Raw genomic sequence first — 17376 nt, 5'->3', positions numbered from 1 at the left:
GCCGTCATTCTTCAATTGGTAGCATGACCCCGGAATACTTCGAAAATCGAAGAAAAAGTGCTTAACTTGGTGTCTAGTTTCTCGGGGGAAGCCCACTCCTTCGATTACTCGAGATACTCCTTCCGCAACTAAAGTGCTGATTTATCCCTGAAGGGATATCTCATCCTTTTCGCTACGTTCGCAATGGAAGAATCAATGATGGGAGGTTTTTTCGAACGGTTGGAGAGCCGGGTCCTCTTATAAAAAGCGGTTGGTCGCAAACCCGGCGAGGCGGCGACCAACCGTCTTGCAAATAAAAAACCCGTCAATGACGGGTTATTTAAACTTGCGCTTTCTGGCTGCTTCTGATTTCTTTTTCCTTTTGACACTAGGCTTTTCATAATGCTCACGCTTACGAACCTCGGCTAAAATGCCGGAAACTTGACATTCCCTTTTAAAACGCCGTAAAGCGCTATCCAAGGTTTCGTTTTTACCGATTTTAATTTCAGTGGCCAACTATTTCCCTCCCCTCACTGCTTTCCTACCCATGACCCATACAGCAGTGTCCGGTTCGAAAACAAAATCACATTATAATATTTTACTATATCAAAGGGATAAATGTCAATCACTTAACCGGGAGGCCATGCCAAAGAGCGACCGGCAATCATATGAAAATGCAAATGATGCACTGCTTCGCCGGCATCCCGCCCATAATTTGCAACCACCCGGAAGCCATTTTCCTTAAGACCCATTTCCGTTACGACTTGCTGGATTCCTTGCAACAGTCCGGTTAAAAGCTCGCCATCCACCAGATTGGGGTCGGCAATATTATCAATATGCCGTTTGGGAATGGCCAATAAATGAAATGGAGCCACCGGCTGAATATCTTTGAAAACTATCATCTGATCGTTTTCAAAAACAATCTGACTGGGGATTTCACCACGAACAATCTTACAAAACAGACAATCCGTCAAGGGGATCGCTCCTTTTTCTGGCTTATTCGACATTGTCAAAAAAAATTCCTGCAATCTTTCGAAGAAAGTTTAAATGATTCCCTGCAAAGCGTCCTGATGGCTCCCGGTAATAAGGACCGGAACCAGCCGGTTGCGCAACTCGCCGGCCGCCTCCACTTTGACGCGAAGGTATTCGCCGGACAAACCTTCCCACAGAGAACCTTCCTGCTCTTCAAATAAAACCTGGACGCGGCGGCCGATGAATTCCCGCGCGAACCGCGCGCCGCTCTCCGCCGCAATGGCTTGAATGACCCGGCTGCGCCGTTCTTGTTCGGCGGCGCTCACCCGGCCGGGCAGCCGCGCCGCGGGAGTCCCGCGCCGTGGCGAATACCGGAAAACGTGCACCCGGCTGAAGGCCTGCTCCCTGACGAATGCGGCCATCGCGTCAAAGTCTTCATCCGTCTCGCCCGGAAAACCGACGATCAGATCGGTCCCGATGGCCAGGAGCGGATTTCCCGCCCGCAAAGCTCCTAGCAGAGCAGCGTACTCCTCCAGGCTGTAATGGCGGTTCATCAACTTGAGAATACGATCGCTCCCGCTTTGCAGCGGGATATGCAGACTCTGGCAGATGCGGTCGGGATGTCCGACGATGGTTTCCACCAGTTCCGCATCGATTTCATGCGGATCGATCGAACCCAGCCGCACCCGGAACCGGCCTTCCAACGCCACAATCTCCGCAAGTAATTGCGCCAGACTCGAACTGCAATCTTTGCCATACGACCCCAGATGAATCCCGGTCAACACGATCTCCTGGTAATCCTCGGCCAGTAATCCCCGGATACTCTGAATGACCTGTTCCGGCGGCATGCTGCGCACCGGACCACGGGCATAGGGAACGATACAATAGGAACAGTATTGATCACAGCCCTCTTCAATCTTCAGGGTCGCCCGGGTTCGTTCCCCTCCGTCGGATTGAGGCATTTCTTCCCAAGTCGCCCGGTTCGGACGGACTTGAATCTGATTGCGGTGGGTGGCGCGAAATTCAGCCACCAAATCGACGATTCGCGGCCGGTCGGCCATGCCGACCACCAGGTTGACTCCTGGGATCCCCGCCAATTCCTCCGGCGCGGTCTGGGCGTAACAGCCGGTGACCGCCACCACCGCCTCGGGGTTGTTTTGGATCGCCTTGCGAATGGTCTGACGGGATTTGCGCTCCCCCACATGGGTGACGGCGCAGGTATTCACAACATAGACATCGGCGGGTTGGCCAAAAGGCACAACCTGATAGCCCTGTTTCTGAAACAGCGCCATCAGGTTATTCGTATCATTCTGATTGACTTTGCAACCTAAAGTATGAAAAGCTACCTTCATCGTCTTCTCCTAAGTAACGGATCCCGCGGTTGAAAAAGCGGATGATCGACCCATGTCAGCAAAAAAAGATTGCCGTTCAAGATGATGACGAATGTCAGAAACTTCGTAATAAAGTTGGTCGCGGCAACTGCATAAAAGAGCATCAAAAAGATTAGCGCGGTCATGCCCACGCTCAAATACTTCCGGTAATGCATCGGACACTGGGAGGCAATATTTTTATAAATGCAAACCTCCACCAGGAGAAGAAAACTCCAGCCCAAGATCTCCAACTCGGCCGGGGTGAGCGTATTTGTCGTTTTGACTCGCCACAACAATAACAGGGTCAGCATAAATCCGCTGAACGCCCAGACTGATCCGGTGACCACCTGAAACCAGGTAAAGGTGGAGCCATTTTCGGACGGATGAGAAGACTCGGGCCGTACCGTAAAAAAGGCACAGCCGATCCAACAGCCACAGACGAGGCTAAGGCTCCACCACGGTGGAAGCAATAACAGCGTCGCAAAGGAACCGATCATCACCAGCCACGACGGCCACCGCAAACCGTATTGGAGGAGCATTCCCACTCCAACCCATAGCAGATACCGCAAAAACCAGCCGATATTCTCCATCAGGCCTCCTCCGGCAGCTCGCGCTCTTCCCGGACCATTCCGTTCATCCAGATCGACCGTCCCAGACCCGGATCAAAAGCGGACCAACCCACGGTGTTACTCTCGGCGCGCATCACTTTTAGAAACTTTGTGACTTGGGCATCCATATTATCAGCATGATGCAAAATGCAAGCCTCCAACGTCAAGGGTTCCACCGGCGAACCCCATTCCATGATGCCGTGATGGCTGACGAGCAAATGAAGCAACGTATTCTTAAGCGATTCGGCCGCAGCATCCATCGGGCCGAAAGACTGCGCCACGGCCTGGCTAACCATCTCCACTCCCAAAATCAAATGGCCGATGAGCTTCCCTTCATCCGTGCCGTCAAAGCCTTTTTCCAGTTTATAGGTTTTAGTTTTCCCAATATCATGCAAAATAGCACCGGTCAGCAAGATATCCCGGTTCACGAGCGGATAATAGGCCGCCGCAGCCGCGCAAAGGGACGCAACTCCGACAGTATGTTCCAAAAGCCCGCCGATATAAGCATGATGGCGTTTTAGCGCGGCCGGAACTTTCATGAAATGCGCCGCGAATTTGGCATCATCAAAGAAAAAGGCCAATAAGTGCCGGAGTTTTGATTCCGTAACCGAATCAATATATTGAGTCAGCCGCAGCCACAGCTCGTTGAGGTTCCCCGGCGCTGTCGGCAAAAAGCGGCTATAATCCGCCTCTCCGTCGGGGACAATCTTGTAAGCGGCCTGGTTTTTCGCTTCCCATTCGAGCTGAATCTGATCCTTAAACAATTTGGGCTGAATATTTTGAATCTCGATGACTTTCCCCACTTCCAAATGACGGAATGTCTCCTCATCGGCACTCCATACTTTGACAGCCAATTCCCCGGTTTGATCCCCGATCTTCATGGCCAGATAACTATTGCCGTTTTTGGCAACTTTCATTTGATTTTCAACGATCAAAAATTGTCCCGAGACAGACACGCCTTCGACAATCTCCCGAATCTTCATCTCCAACCGCCTTTCCATATCGAACCCAATCCGTTGGTCATCATTAGCAGCGTTGTGATAAACCCTGTCCGAAGGCCAGGGTGAACGCAAAAGCTCAGAAAAGCAATCGCTTTGACCATCCCCGGCTTTCAGCCGGGTTTATCACAACGCTTTTAGGACTTATCATGATTTGCAACTAAAACACCCAGCAATTTGGCCATCGATAGCAGATCAATGGCATTATGCTTTAAAATCGCTTGAATGCAAGCCTGATCTCCGGTCTCAACGAACCGGTGATAATAATCGGCCACCATCGAGCCGGGCAGATCGTCCAAGCGCTCCGTCGCGAGCAAAAACTTTTCAATCGTCAGCAAGCGGCAGTTCGGCAAGGTATGCTTATAGCTCCGCCGGGTCGAGCGGAGCAAGTCGATATGAAACATGGCGTCCGTCCCGGTTAACTGATGAAATCGCATCCGCCCCTTCAGATAGGGCAGATCAAAACTTTTTCCGTTATAACTGGCAATCAACGCTGCCTGTCCCAGATGAGTGCTCGCCGCTTGCAAGATGGCTTTTTCCTCGCTATAGTCCCTGGCCAAAAACTGCCGGATCCGGCCGCCTCCGTTCCAGAATTGCAGAACCCCCACCAAGAAGGCAGGATTGATATTATAGAGTCCAGTGGTTTCAATATCGATAAACAGCACCCGCTCCGGCTGAAAAAAGCTGAGCAGCTGAAGATCCGATGCACCGTAGGCCGCCAGACGTTCCACATTGCCCTGATCGATCTGGTGCAATAAATCTCGCGCCGCCCGTCCCCAACGGGAGTGCATCGTTAGATCGTGCAAGGACTGATAACCTTCGGCATACAACTTGGACGCGAGCGCGTCGCCAACACCGTAGAGCAACTTAAAGTCCGACTCCAGCGTCTCCCTTCCGGGGAAACGGAACTGGACCCGTTCAGTCTGTAACTCCACCATCCTGCAGCAGCCTTGCTCGTTCCGGAATTCCTCATCCCGGAGCAATCGAAACTCTTGACCGTACCACTGGGAATCCGTCAATCCTCCTTGCATTGTTTCACCTGCAACCCTACGCCGCGGTTCTCAAAATGAACCCGACCATCTCATTTCTTGGTTTCTTCCTCTTTTACGTCAAAACTCAGATTAACTTTATTATTCACTATAAAACTTTTATCGTCAAGATTGATCGTTACTTGTTCGCCCTGAATTATCTCTCCTTCGGGCCGTTTCAGGCTGGCGTGACCCACCATCCGAAGCAGCTGCCTTTCATCATCATATTCGATCTGGTCTGCAGTGCCCTGAAAATCCGGATGTTTGAGTGAGGCTTCTCCGAAGGCGATGAAATTTTTATTATTGACAGACAGGACTAATGTAGCGCTTTCCAATTCAAATGGTTCTTTATTTTTCGATTTGGATCCCGCTTTTACCACTCGGCTGAGATGTACCTTTTCGCTCAGCGTTAATTCCTGGCGGTTATCGAGATATGTCATTTGCGCACTGGTTCCCACAAAATCGCTCTGAACCAGCCTGGCCGCGCCCATAGCGGTAAAATTCTTCGTGTTGCTGGCGAGATTCAGTTGATCACAGGTCAGTTGAAACGGTTCTTTTGAAGTCTGTGCACTCGCCCCAGCTTTCCCCAATCTGTCAAATGAAACTTGTTCTTGAAATTGAATCTCTTGCGTGGCGTCGTGATAAACGATCCGCTCGGCCGTACCCCGAAACTCATTCTGCTCCAGAACCGCACTCCCGCTGGTGCTGAAATTTTTCGTCTTTGTCATGAGGATAATTTGTTCGCTCTGCAACTGAAATGGCTCTTGATTTTGACCCGCTTTGTTCTGGGGCGGGCGATTCAAGCGCGCTTTGCCTAATAAATGCACTTCTTGACGTTTATCCTCATATTCAAAGCGATCGGCAGAGCCGGTAAAACTGGTATGTTCAAACCGTATTTGCCGCATGGCGCTAAAATTCTTATGGTTTGTTTCCAAGTATAGCTCTTGGCAAAACAAGCGAAAAGGTTCCGAATCGAATTTACCGGCTGGATTTTTTATAGGCTTGTAGTCTAGGCGGACTTCCTTTTGAAAAATTCCGACTTTCTGACGCATGTCGTATTCCAAACGAGCCGCGGCGATGGCGAACTCTGCCTCACCAAGCATAACTCCTCCCTCAAGAATGGCCTTTTTGCGGTCCATGTCGATCGTGGCACTCTGGGCAGTAATCACCGTCTTATTCTGCACAATCCGGGCATTGCCGCTGATATATGTGATTTTACGTTGCGCGTCGCCACGAATATTCAGTCCGGTAATCCTGACTCTTTCTGATTCCGCCCAAGACAATCCAAGGGTCAGGCCAAAAAGCGCCAAGTAAAAAAGCCCCTTTTTCATAGATGAATCGTCATTTCTTTGGGATTTTGAAGCTCGTAGCGTTTCTCCTTCAAATCATAAAAGAGGCCTTGCGCTTGAATCCTATCGCCTTGTTGCTCCAACTCCACATCCCCTTCCAGCACAAGTTCTTCCTTGTTAATATCCGCTTGCATTTTTTGAGCAGAAAGGCTGAGTTCGGCGCCGCAGAATTGAATCTTTTTTTCCGAGCGAATGATCTGGTTCCGATAATCCAATATCGCTTCCGGGGTTTTCAACGTTCCATCCCTTAGACTGACGGTGAGGCCGTCACCGAAATAAAGTCGGCCATGAGGTTTCTCCCATCGAACCCAACCCGCTGTGAAGTGAAGCCGCTCTCCTGCTACGGAAAAGATGACTCCTTCGCTGATGGTTTCAAAATAGATAATACTTCCATCAGCAACTTGCCAAATATTCTCCGCTTTGATCTGCCAAGCTTTTTGATGGTTATCCCACCCGGAAATCGTGTTTTTATGAATCATCATCCGCGGTTTGGCAGAAGATTGAGGCTGATCCGTAATATTCTTTGGGGAGACGATGAAATCCCACCATCCGCCAAAATATCCGAGACCCCAAATGAGCAGCACCAACCCTAATGATAAAAGTTTATTGAGATAAGAAGTTCGGATCATTTAACAATTCCATATCCTTGTCAAATTGTAAGCTCGCTTGTGGAAATGCTTTAAAAATAACTCGGAACCAAAAAGATTGGTCGGTCCAGTCATAGTGAAATAACAACTGGCGGCAGTGCCAATCATATGTAAATGTCACATTCCCGATCGAAAAATCCTCCTGGACCATGCTATACTGTAACGCTGCTTCCACCTTCCAGTTGGTAGTGAGCTTCCGGTCGATGAGCATTTCAAACTGTTTCATATTCCAGGCTTCATATTGAAAATCATACCCTAGAAGCAGTGCCAGCTTCATTTCTTCGTTTAAGTTGTAACGGGCTTCCAGATTCGTCAGACCCGGACCCTGAGTCCAATCGTATTGGGTGCTCAGGCCAATCGATTGGGAGGAGGCGGGCATCCATTTAGAAGTCAATGTTGAACGGCCTATTTGGGTTTGAAAATAATATTCATTGTTTAATGATGCAAATAGGTGCTCATTGTTCAATGCCCAAAGATTATTCGCAAACCCGCCGGGTTGGAGTCCGCTGTCTTTACTGTTGAAAAGAGCATTGACCTCCCCGTCCAGCATGCTGTAACCCACTCCCAAACTCGCAGATAAGTTATTCTTAAAATATTTGGTTGCAGTAAGTGCCGAGTTTAAATCGGCCACGTCCGAAGTAACGTTGTTAACGCGGTATTTTCTGAGATACAGATTATTGGCCAACGTTAAATTGGGAATCCATTGAACCCCAAGGGTCCAGCGCTTTGACATATCGAGACCAAAACGTTCGCCTTCTCCAGTTACCACATCTTTCTGAAAACGCTCCAATCGGGTATAATTACCGGAAATACTGATCTCGTCGAGATAAGGAATGCGCCAGGACGGAACAGTATAGGTAATATCCGGTTTCACGTTCTCGGCATAAGTATTGCCATCAAAGACAGCCGTCTCTTTATACTTTAAATTTAGATTGGATCCATCCCAATTTTTGAGGTAATTCAAATCGTATACAAAATTATTATAATTGTTCGAAGCTAAGCTTTTATTACGTAAATACTCCAAAAAGCTCCAGCTCCCCCAAAAACGCAAGCTAGCAGTGGGATCCAGGTTGTAGTTCCAACTTCCATGAAAATTCATGGTGCGGAGCGGATCCTCGCCTGTATCTTGATATTGCAAATTCAGGTAAGGATAGGGCGTCATTCCTCGATAAGCTAGCGTAAACAAGTAATCCGGATATGAATTCCCGGTCCAAGTGGAACGTTGCCAATGGGTGAGATTGGATTCCATTGCTCGCTTAGGATCCGTTTCATCCTTGTATCCCAGAGCAACTCCGTACTCCGGCTGAGGGTAACCCAGACCGGACTTGTCCGCCAGGTAATATTCCTGAAACCATTCGCGATGACTCGAAAGGATCGAACGGTGTTTCACCGAATACAGATCTCCATTGAGCTCCGTGAACTTGCTCTCAAACTGTAAGCGGTTTTTTTCATTCATAAAGTATTTATAGCCGACCAACGCATACCAGCCATCCACTTCATTATGGCCTACTTCGAACTCAAAATTATCCTCCTTGTCCTCCAGCGATATATAAAAATAAGGTAGAAAGATAAGCCGCCGACCGTGTTCCCAGTACCAAACGCGGCGTAAAATAATTCGCTTATCGGGATAATATTCCAACTCTTTTGCGGTAAAATGATAATGTGGTTTTTCCAAGTCACAACCGGTAAAAAATGACCCTTTGGCAAGGATCTCTTCTTCTTTGACAAGGGCTTCTTCCGCCGAGTAGCGGACCGCTTTCTCAATTTCGGATCCGGTAATTGTGGTATGTGCCGGGCTGAGCCAACCTTGCTGCTCCTTGATACTGTAGAGAAACCGCTGTCCTTGAAATTGGTCCCCGTTCTTTTCCACGCAAACCTCCCCGGTTGCCAAAAGGAAATTTAGTTCTTGATCGATAATTGCCCAATCCGCAGTGACTTGAATCTCCTTATAATGAATGACAACCGCTCCCAAAGCGCGAATCTGTTTTGTTTCATAGTTATAATGAACTTCATCGGCAGAAAGAAGAACGCGGTCGAGTGCACCACGCGCCGGACCGGAATGCCCCAGAATGAACACGACCAACATCCCGAGGACCCAAAATGCTCTTCGCATCTTACCTCCGTTGTTCGCAAAGGATCAATAGAATGATGCCGGTTATAAAAAAAGTAATGTTTGGAACCCAAGCCGCCAGCCAGGGAAGGACAAGTCCATTCACTCCCAGAGTACGCCCTACTACTTGGAGTGCATAATATCCTAAAATGAGTAAAAAGCAATATACCATCCCGGTCCATAACCGGGCGTTTCGACCAGTCAAAATCGTCAATGGAATAGCTAAAAAAGCAAACACTAACGGGCTTAACGGATCGGCAAATTTGGAATAAAAAAATACTGAATAAACCGGGAGGTTTAGGCCACTTTTTCCATAAAGCGTCGCAAGTCGTTTTAATTCCTCCGCTCGCATTTCGGCTGGACCTTTTTCATCTCCGATGACTGCCGAATAATCCGCGACCATTTTGAGTTGCATTTTTTGAAAGGTCAACTCAGAAGCAACCGCTCCTTGTGCATCAAACTCATGGAGAACCCCCTCGTTCAGCTCCCAAATGCCGCGCTGAATCCGCCCCCAATTTGCCGAGATAAGACGCGGCCATTTGCCAGGGCCTTTCGTTTCAATAATCAAAATCCCTTTTATTTTTCCAGAGTTATGTTCAATCCGGTTAAAATAAACAAAACGATTGTTGGGTGCCTTAAAAACGACATTCTCTCTTAATAAAGGTAACCCTTGCTGATTAGATAGCCGTCTAACCTCAATTTCGAATCGGTGGTTGGCTGCGGGCACCACGAGATCATTCCAATAAAAAGCACCGATGCACAATATCAGAAGTCCCACAAAAACCGGCAGCATTGTATGGAATATCCCGTAACCGCTCAATTGGATTACATCCAGTTCTCTCTCCCGCAATAATCGTCCAAAGGCTAAAATGACCCCGAACAGCGTAGCAGCGGGAAATATATCCATCCAAAGGTATGGAATTTGATTTAAAAGTAAAGTCAATAAAACCTTTAACGTAACCCGATAACCGATGAAAAGATCATTGTAATCGAAAAAGATTTTCCCAATCCCCAAAATAGTAAATCCAATCCAACACACCAAGAACTGTTGCAGAAATTCATTCCAGGTATAGCGGTGTATTGTTTTCAATTGAACCCTGATAGTCAACGTCTCTACCTCTACCTATTAAAAAAGCGCTTAATGCGCTAAGAAAACTTACCAATCTTTTGTACAATTGCCAAAAACAAAAAACCTGACAATAAATTTTTCGCCAGGTTTTGCCAAATTCCTTCCTTATTTACTATTCTATTTAAAAATTCTTTCCTCCAAATCCGCTACCTTTTTTTGAAGTTCTTTAAATTCCCTCAATAATTCCGGTAAACGACCAGCTGTAGCCTGAATCCTCATGTCCGCCGCATGAGGCCTCGCTGGGATTCCTGAAACGAAAGAATTCGCTGGCAAACTATTAATAACCAGGGCATTAGCGGCAATGACCGAATCCGCACCAATTTTTATCCGTTCAATCACTGCTGCTTTGCCAGATAAGGTGACTCGCTCACCTAACTTCGTACCACCGGCAATTCCGACTTGCCCCATAATCAAATTATCCTCGCCCAGCCTACAATTGTGAGCAATTTGAACTAGATTATCAATTTTCGTTCCCCGTTGAATCAGAGTCACACCGGTAGTGGCACGATCGATCGTTACATTGGCTCCAATTTCAACATCATCTTCAATGACGACGTTACCGACTTCCGGCACTTTATGATGCCTTCCATTTTCAGTAACGTAAACAAAACCGTCAGCTCCAATCACAGAACCGGCATGAATTTGTACATTTTTGCCAATAACACAGTCTTCACGGACAACGACATTGGCGTGAATAATAGAATTGTCCCCTATTTGCACTCTATCCATTATCACCGCGCCTGGATAAATCACCGATCCGCGGCCAATGGTAACATCATCGCCAATAAAGCATAAAGCTCCAACAGCGCATTCATCTCCGCAAAAACCCTTCCCAATAACGGCCGAAGGATGAATCCCTTGTAATCTCTGTCGACTAGGATGAAAAAAGGCTAATATTTGGGCAAATGCTAATCGGGGATTGACAACTCTAATCGCTGGCTTACGGATGTTCTCAATATTCGTTGGAACAATGACCGCAGCGGCACAACTGTTGATTATCGGTTCCACTGCTCGCATGGAGGCAGCGAAAGTAATTTCGCCCGCCCGAACATCTTCAAAACCGGCCGCTCCAGTGATTTCGAGACGCCCATCGCCAACTAGTTCGCCATGAACCAAATTTGCTAAATCTGACAAGGAAGTCATTGAATCCGAACCTCATTTCAATTCTTTAATCACTTCCGCCGTAATGTCAGTGTCGCTGTAAATGAAAACTTGCGGGCTGCTAACAACTTTGACTCTATTTCGTTTAGCCACGGTTTTGACAGCCTGGGTTGCTTTGCTGACAAACTCCGATTCCTTGCTGGCCTTAAAACTTTCGAATTCGGAACTGATTTGGCTCTTTTCTGCATCTGTTTTAGCGGCTTTGAACTTTGTCTGAAGTTCTTTCTGTTTTGCCACAATCTCTTTATTAAATTTTTGACCAAGCGCGCTTTCTTTCGAAAGTTTACCAAAGTCTACGACACCTATTTTCATCATGGATGCATTGACAGCCCAAATTAGCCCTGCAAGAATGATTAAAGAGCCTAGGATAATTGAAGCTGGTAAAAGGAACCCCTTTTTCTCTGGCATTAAAAATCCCTCCGCCTAATTTACCATTTTTTACCATACTTTAAAAAGAATAGTCAAACGTCGGTACTTCTCTTAACTTGATAGCTTTTTGGACCTCACCTTCGCGTTGAACGTACCATTCAAGGTACTCATCTTCCAATCGTTTTTTAAGAGCATTCACCTGCTCCCGGTAATATTGTTCTTGTTCATCCTTGAAGGTATTCAAATTGTCATCAAATTGTTTTCTCAGTTGTTTCAGGTCTCTATCCAATTGGGCACGAAGCTTTTGCTCTTCAGCTACATATTTAATCTCCATATCTTGCCGTATCTGACTAATTAAAAGTAAAGTTTGGTCCCTCAGTCGATTTTTTTCAGCTAAATCATTTGAGAGGTCAATAATATACAATTTAAGCTGAAGACTACTCAAATTGACTTGCTGTTCGCCTAATAAACCACGCCGGTATTCAGCCAAATTTTTCGCAAACAGAGATTTTTTTTGCTGAATATCCAAATTTAGAGAATCAGTAAGTCGTTGTAAGGTGTCCTGAAACTTAATGTCGATCTCATGCTTGAGTTTTTCTTCAAATTCCGAAATTTCTTTTTCAAAATCAGCCCGTTTTATTAAATTTTCCGTGCTAAACATCCGTCGAACTTCGGAAATCTGAAGTTCTATTGCTTTGTTAATGGAAATTTCACCATCATCTACGATTTGGGGAACCTTCTCATTCGCCTCATTCGTATTTGAATTCGCCGGAAAATCGATGAAATGAGCGAATTCTTTTCCGATTTCCCGATACTTCGACCAACTCCGTGCTTGTGGGTGAATTTTTGCTCGATCATAATCAGCACTGGTGAAATGAGTAGACTTTTTGCCAGTGCTGATTTTCAAAAAAATAAAACCGAAGACAGATAAAAAAATTGCCAGAATTAATACTACTAGCTTCCAGCGGTTAATTATCATTGTAAGAAGCAAGCCATCCTTATTTTTTGCTTCCTTTTGCATCCTCTTTGGCGGCTTTATCGATTACTGCCTGCGTAATGTCGATTCCGCCATAGAGAACTGCAGCTTTATCCAGAACCATTGAAACCTTTTGATCAACGGCTACATCTGCGATTAGTTTCTTTTCTCTTTCCATTGCTGCTTTTTTTTGTTCGTCAAGATTCTTCTGAATCTCGGAGTACTTCTGCTCTAATTGGGCCTGTAATTCATCGTTCTTTTTTTGAATATCATCTTTTAACTTTTTATCGATATTCGCTTGTTCATCCGCTGATTTGCCGTTTTTTTCAAGAGCAGCTTTATCTTGTAACTGTTTTACGGCATTTCGCTGTTGTGTATAGATATACCCACGAAACGAATCAAATTCTGCTTGTTTATCTTTGACCAGCGACTCTAAACGTTTAAAATCAGAAAGCTGACTACGTAGTTTTTCGGAATCGACATATCCGGTCGGACCATTCTGTGAAGGGGCAGCGCCAGTCAGACTGCTTACTAAAAGAACAATAGTTAATACTAATACTCCTAAGGTTAATGCTTGAAACAACTTTTCAGATCTTTTCATTTTTGCTCTCCTTTTTATTCATAATTTAGCAAAGTTTAAAAATGAAACATCAGTTGAACCCCAGATTGGTGCTGAAACTTTACAAATTCCAAATTAACTGTGTCATTGATTTTAACTCCCACCACAGCTTCATTTGGACTATCATCTAAACCCATGGTTAAATCTAAATAATCACCACGTTCAAATTGATAATGGAGCCAAACGTCCTTAAACCGATCACCAGGGGCATACTCAAAAGCGCCGAAAAGATTGGAGGCCAATGGAAATTTCAAGCCGATTTTAAAATCACCTCCTGGGTACTCCCCCCAAAACTTTCTGGCAAATAACTCATAATCATCGGTATGGTAGCCCAGGTATGTGTAAAAATTACCAAAAGAATTATCCGTACCAGCAAAATAGCGGGCTTCTAGTTTTGTTTGGAGCGTCAAAGAATCCACGGCAAGTTTAATTTCAGTCTGGACACCTGGAGTTATGGAAAGTTTAGCCGCCATCCCCCACTGCTGCATTTCCGAAAGCTCGTTTAAGGAACGGGTTATTTGCCCTTCTAAAAGCTTCTGGTTGTGGGTTACAAATTCCACTGGCAAACCTTTAAGAATATCGAAATTTTCTTGATATGGTTTTACCTTTAATTTAAGAAACCATGCCGGAATACTGGAAGAGGCATAATGAACTTTAACCATTTCCACGACTGGCTTTCTGGGAGTTAAGATTAAAGTCAGCTGAGTTTCGGAACCGGCTTTCATCTCAAAACGGCCCGAAAAACCGGGGAATTCCCTTTCAACCAAAAAATTGGTTGCAAGATTAACAATTGCTTCCGACCAAGACACAGAAGCCACTGGGAGTCCCACTAGCACCTGATTTAGATCGTCTTCCACTTTCAGACTCAACTCATCGATGAGGCGAATAATCTCAGGGGATACATCTTTAACTCTTACTTGAAGGCGAACCTTTGATATAAGTGGAGGAAGCGGTGTTAATTGGATTACGACTCGGGTGTGTTCACCCAAAAACAAATCAACTGAATCCAATTTGAACCCCGTTAAAACTTTGGAAAATACATTATAAATCGCTGTTTTAACTGTTTCTTCATTCTTTTGCAATAAAGAGATGGGTTGGGAGAGTAAAATCTTCTCTCCCACCCGACCAATACTATATTCAATTCGATCCTGCAACCCGTCATAAACTTTACCTGAGACCACTAACTGAACTTCGACCGATTGAACCTCACTTTCTTTCCCATTCGTAGCGGCCAAAGCAGTTCTTAGGTTGAAGCTACCGTTGATCATAACTAGCGTGAATATGAGGGATACGAAACACTTAAAAAGATTTCTCAACATACCACCCCAAAAGTTAGAACATTTCACCTAAGCTAAAGACCAAACGATTTCCATCACCTTTGTCAGTGTTCCAAGCTTGGTCCAGACGTAAAACACCAAGTAAGGGAATATTATAACGGATGCCAATTCCATAATCCGATTTAAAGGAACTTCCACCGCCGATATTATTATTTATCTGTCCGGCATCATAGAATACAACAAACTCTAAACTCTTATTCGAAGGCAACCGATACCGGAGCTCTGTGTTGGATAATAGATATTGATCGCCAATTAATTGTTTGGATATATTATTGTCAAACCGTTGGTCCGCATATCCGCGTAACTTATACATTCCTCCAAGATATAACGCATCATAGTCAGGATAATCACCGGAAACAAGCGAACCTTGTAAACGGGTACCCAAAACAAGATTAGGCGAGAAAGAATGGAACCATTTTCCTTCCAAAGTCCCTTTTTGATAGTTAAATTCTCCGCCCAGATACCTTCCAGCAACAGAATAATCGGCCGAAAGTTGGTACCCTCCGTCTACGAAGTTGCGATCTTGGTAAGATAATCTGTTTTTAGTAACATTCAGACCCACCGAATTATCCCAAAATTCCGTTGGAAGAGCCGGGTCACCCAAACTAACGCTATTTCCATCATCTGAATCCAAAATATCGCCTGTCGGAATATTATCCCGCTGGAAACTGAAGCGCACCGTTCCCCGGGTATCTTTCCCTAAAGGACGACCAAAAGACAATGAAAGTCCGGTTTCGATCAAATGGATATAATAGTCTTTGGCGTCACCCGGATACCAAGTAGACAAAGTGGAATAGAAATTATTATCCGTATTCCACATGGATACTCCAAACGAAGTGTGTTTGCTATCCAACCAGGGTTCATAGAATGAGAATTGAGCATTCTGCTCGGATTCAGAGAAATTTAAATCCAGAGAAATATTCTGGCCCAGTCCCATTAAGTTTCCTTCGGAATAGCCTAGGACGCCACCCACTTTCCCGTCGGACTGTCCAAAGGTAACTCCAAAAGAGAAACTTCCAGTTTGAGCCTCTTTTACTTCAAAGATAACATCATAAGAATTAGGGATCACGCTTTTTTCCAAACGCGGCTCCACGCCGTCAAACAAACGGAGACGCATGATATTCATATAATCTTCTTTTAATTCATTATAATTAATAATATCTCCTTCACGGATCGATAATTCACGCAAAATCACTGATTCCTTGGTTTTTTCCAATCCTTTGATCACAATCTTGCCATATTTTAACTCAACCAGTTCCACTCGAACGACGCCATCTGCCGAAATACTAATCTGTCCTTCGCTCTTCGGTTCAATAAACAACCCTTTAGTCTCCCGGCAATACTTTAAAGCTTTTGAAAGGTCGTCCCGAAAAACTGCGGCACTGAAAACATCCCCGGTTTTTTGAGTGAAAAATGTTTTCAACTCTTCTTGTTTTACCTTTGTTAAACCGATCAGCTGTATTTCTTTAAGAGTCGGATTTTCTACCACTTCGAAAACTACCTTGACTCCATCAAACATTTTTTCCGTTTTAAGGTTGATATCAGAAAAATAACCCAACGCCATGATGGATTTCATATCTGCTTCAACTTTTCGAACATCAAAAGGATCTCCGATTTTTGTATTGGAGATCGCTCCAAGAATTTTTTCAGCTGGTACTCGAGTATTTCCTTCAACGTCAAACATCAAAACCGTAGGGCTGGTTTCAGCGGTCACCGGATAGGCCAAAGCCAGCATCAAACAAAGTACAACTGCTATTGTAACTATTCCACGGATCCGGCTAAACAAATTCAAAAAAATCCCCCTCTGTCGTTATTTGCCATTTCGTAAACTATGAGAAGCTTCTCGAGTTAAAGCTTCCTCATCGATCGATAGCTGAACGGCCGGTTGCAACCTGGGTTGATTGGTAACTGCGACCGGACGGTTAAGATTCTCGCGTGGTTTTGTTTCGCTAACAGCTATCGACTCACTCTTCTTAACCTCAATCTCAATCGGAAACGTTTTGGTTTTAGTTTCCGGTTCAACGCTAACTTGAGGAAGAGACTGTTCCGTCTCGGCAACAGTAAGATGCTGTTTGGTTTCAGGCTTCAAAATAACCGATTTTGATTCTTTTGAGACGTCATTCTCTGAAACAATTTGTTTAGGAACTTCACGTTTAGGAACCGATAGTTGATGGGGCACTTGATCGACTATTCCCTTTGAAAGAACATTTTCAACTGGAGCCTTCGGAACTGTTCCCGTCGGTGTTGGCAAAGTTGCCAAATTTCTGGATTCATAGTTTATTCTAACCAGTTTAGTTGAAAAAATGATCCCAACCAAAACGATAATCGAAGCGGCAACCGGAAGCCAGTAATTATTATTATGACTTGAAACCGTTCGTTTTTGTTCCTTTGTTACAATATTACTATTAACGGTTCGATGTCGACTAAGTTCCCATGCATGTTTTACTTCTGCTTGCGCTAAATTCAGAATCATCTCACCACGAACCGGATTGGCCTGTATATATTCACTTTTTGCCTTATCCAGCCAATCTTTGGCTTCTTCAATATGTTCGATTAAAACTTCAGGGTGATTCCTATCCATAAAAAGCGCCGCCCCTCATTGTCTTTATAGGAATAATATCCACCTTATACTCAAATTATTGTCCGGCTGTATAACCCGGAAATTTAGCGTTTAATCGGCAATAATCAACATTTGCTTGAATTTATATCCCTTTGTGACCATTT

17 protein-coding genes are annotated in these 17376 nt (G+C 45.1%); all 17 read right to left on the bottom strand.

From position 1 onward, the window contains the following. Nucleotides 1–315: 315 nt before the first annotated feature. Complete coding sequence (gene rpsU / locus EDC14_RS18990; protein WP_132015890.1) at nucleotides 316–495, bottom strand: 30S ribosomal protein S21; 180 nt, start codon at nucleotides 493–495, stop codon at nucleotides 316–318. Between the two features lie 113 nt (nucleotides 496–608). Beyond that, a complete protein-coding gene (locus tag EDC14_RS18985) occupies nucleotides 609–953 on the bottom strand; it encodes a histidine triad nucleotide-binding protein (RefSeq protein ID WP_132015889.1) in 345 nt (114 codons plus the stop codon). Between the two features lie 69 nt (nucleotides 954–1022). After that, nucleotides 1023–2303, bottom strand: coding sequence for a tRNA (N(6)-L-threonylcarbamoyladenosine(37)-C(2))-methylthiotransferase MtaB (gene mtaB / locus EDC14_RS18980; protein WP_132015888.1), 1281 nt, complete (start codon nucleotides 2301–2303; stop codon nucleotides 1023–1025). Beyond that, entirely contained in the window at nucleotides 2300–2911 is a 612-nt protein-coding gene (locus tag EDC14_RS18975) for a hypothetical protein (protein ID WP_132015887.1), read from the bottom strand. The genes mtaB and EDC14_RS18975 overlap by 4 nt, the downstream gene beginning before the upstream one ends. Continuing rightward, nucleotides 2911–3912, bottom strand: coding sequence for a 3'-5' exoribonuclease YhaM family protein (locus tag EDC14_RS18970; RefSeq protein ID WP_165908134.1), 1002 nt, complete (start codon nucleotides 3910–3912; stop codon nucleotides 2911–2913). Before EDC14_RS18970 ends, EDC14_RS18975 begins: the two co-directional genes overlap by 1 nt. Nucleotides 3913–4064: 152 nt before the next feature. Next, nucleotides 4065–4946, bottom strand: a complete 882-nt coding sequence (locus EDC14_RS18965) for a ribonuclease H-like domain-containing protein (protein WP_165908133.1) — start codon at nucleotides 4944–4946, stop codon at nucleotides 4065–4067. 62 nt (nucleotides 4947–5008) lie between these two features. Further along, nucleotides 5009–6286, bottom strand: a complete 1278-nt coding sequence (locus tag EDC14_RS18960; protein ID WP_132015884.1) for an LptA/OstA family protein — start codon at nucleotides 6284–6286, stop codon at nucleotides 5009–5011. Beyond that, a complete protein-coding gene (lptC, locus tag EDC14_RS18955) occupies nucleotides 6283–6933 on the bottom strand; it encodes an LPS export ABC transporter periplasmic protein LptC (RefSeq protein ID WP_132015883.1) in 651 nt (216 codons plus the stop codon). The genes EDC14_RS18960 and lptC overlap by 4 nt, the downstream gene beginning before the upstream one ends. Next, nucleotides 6908–9064 (bottom strand): LPS-assembly protein LptD, encoded by a 2157-nt coding sequence (locus EDC14_RS18950; protein WP_132015882.1) that lies wholly within the window; start codon nucleotides 9062–9064, stop codon nucleotides 6908–6910. Before EDC14_RS18950 ends, lptC begins: the two co-directional genes overlap by 26 nt. A 1-nt stretch (nucleotide 9065) precedes the next feature. Beyond that, complete coding sequence (locus EDC14_RS18945) at nucleotides 9066–10169, bottom strand: LptF/LptG family permease (protein ID WP_132015881.1); 1104 nt, start codon at nucleotides 10167–10169, stop codon at nucleotides 9066–9068. A 138-nt stretch (nucleotides 10170–10307) separates the two neighbouring features. Next, complete coding sequence (lpxD, locus tag EDC14_RS18940; RefSeq protein WP_132015880.1) at nucleotides 10308–11333, bottom strand: UDP-3-O-(3-hydroxymyristoyl)glucosamine N-acyltransferase; 1026 nt, start codon at nucleotides 11331–11333, stop codon at nucleotides 10308–10310. Nucleotides 11334–11345: 12 nt separating this feature from the next. Beyond that, nucleotides 11346–11759 (bottom strand): OmpH/Skp family outer membrane protein, encoded by a 414-nt coding sequence (locus EDC14_RS18935; RefSeq protein WP_132015879.1) that lies wholly within the window; start codon nucleotides 11757–11759, stop codon nucleotides 11346–11348. 40 nt (nucleotides 11760–11799) lie between these two features. Next, complete coding sequence (locus tag EDC14_RS18930; protein ID WP_132015878.1) at nucleotides 11800–12741, bottom strand: hypothetical protein; 942 nt, start codon at nucleotides 12739–12741, stop codon at nucleotides 11800–11802. Next, nucleotides 12719–13297, bottom strand: a complete 579-nt coding sequence (locus tag EDC14_RS18925) for an OmpH family outer membrane protein (RefSeq protein WP_132015877.1) — start codon at nucleotides 13295–13297, stop codon at nucleotides 12719–12721. Before EDC14_RS18925 ends, EDC14_RS18930 begins: the two co-directional genes overlap by 23 nt. A gap of 35 nt (nucleotides 13298–13332) precedes the next feature. After that, the gene (locus EDC14_RS18920; RefSeq protein WP_132015876.1) at nucleotides 13333–14631 is read right to left on the bottom strand and encodes a hypothetical protein; all 1299 of its coding nucleotides are present in this window, start codon (nucleotides 14629–14631) and stop codon (nucleotides 13333–13335) included. Between the two features lie 16 nt (nucleotides 14632–14647). After that, nucleotides 14648–16444, bottom strand: a complete 1797-nt coding sequence (locus EDC14_RS18915) for a BamA/OMP85 family outer membrane protein (RefSeq protein WP_132015875.1) — start codon at nucleotides 16442–16444, stop codon at nucleotides 14648–14650. Between the two features lie 18 nt (nucleotides 16445–16462). Next, nucleotides 16463–17233 (bottom strand): hypothetical protein, encoded by a 771-nt coding sequence (locus EDC14_RS18910; RefSeq protein ID WP_132015874.1) that lies wholly within the window; start codon nucleotides 17231–17233, stop codon nucleotides 16463–16465. Between the last annotated feature and the right edge of the window lie 143 nt (nucleotides 17234–17376).

Origin of the sequence: Hydrogenispora ethanolica, assembly GCF_004340685.1 — a bacterium.
GTDB classification, from domain to species: Bacteria; Bacillota; UBA4882; order UBA8346; family UBA8346; genus Hydrogenispora; species Hydrogenispora ethanolica.
The sequence above is the reverse complement of the archived record's forward strand: the minus strand, read 5'-3'. Positions and strand labels throughout refer to the sequence as shown.

Coding starts and splice junctions, on each gene's coding strand:
- EDC14_RS18935 (WP_132015879.1), bottom strand. CDS start 11,759: ATGCCAGAGAAAAAGGGGTTCCTTTTACCAGCTTCAATTATCCTAGGC.
- EDC14_RS18960 (WP_132015884.1), bottom strand. CDS start 6,286: ATGAAAAAGGGGCTTTTTTACTTGGCGCTTTTTGGCCTGACCCTTGGA.
- lptC (WP_132015883.1), bottom strand. CDS start 6,933: ATGATCCGAACTTCTTATCTCAATAAACTTTTATCATTAGGGTTGGTG.
- EDC14_RS18950 (WP_132015882.1), bottom strand. CDS start 9,064: ATGCGAAGAGCATTTTGGGTCCTCGGGATGTTGGTCGTGTTCATTCTG.
- EDC14_RS18970 (WP_165908134.1), bottom strand. CDS start 3,912: ATGAAGATTCGGGAGATTGTCGAAGGCGTGTCTGTCTCGGGACAATTT.
- EDC14_RS18910 (WP_132015874.1), bottom strand. CDS start 17,233: ATGGATAGGAATCACCCTGAAGTTTTAATCGAACATATTGAAGAAGCC.
- mtaB (WP_132015888.1), bottom strand. CDS start 2,303: ATGAAGGTAGCTTTTCATACTTTAGGTTGCAAAGTCAATCAGAATGAT.
- EDC14_RS18975 (WP_132015887.1), bottom strand. CDS start 2,911: ATGGAGAATATCGGCTGGTTTTTGCGGTATCTGCTATGGGTTGGAGTG.
- EDC14_RS18930 (WP_132015878.1), bottom strand. CDS start 12,741: ATGCAAAAGGAAGCAAAAAATAAGGATGGCTTGCTTCTTACAATGATA.
- lpxD (WP_132015880.1), bottom strand. CDS start 11,333: ATGACTTCCTTGTCAGATTTAGCAAATTTGGTTCATGGCGAACTAGTT.
- EDC14_RS18925 (WP_132015877.1), bottom strand. CDS start 13,297: ATGAAAAGATCTGAAAAGTTGTTTCAAGCATTAACCTTAGGAGTATTA.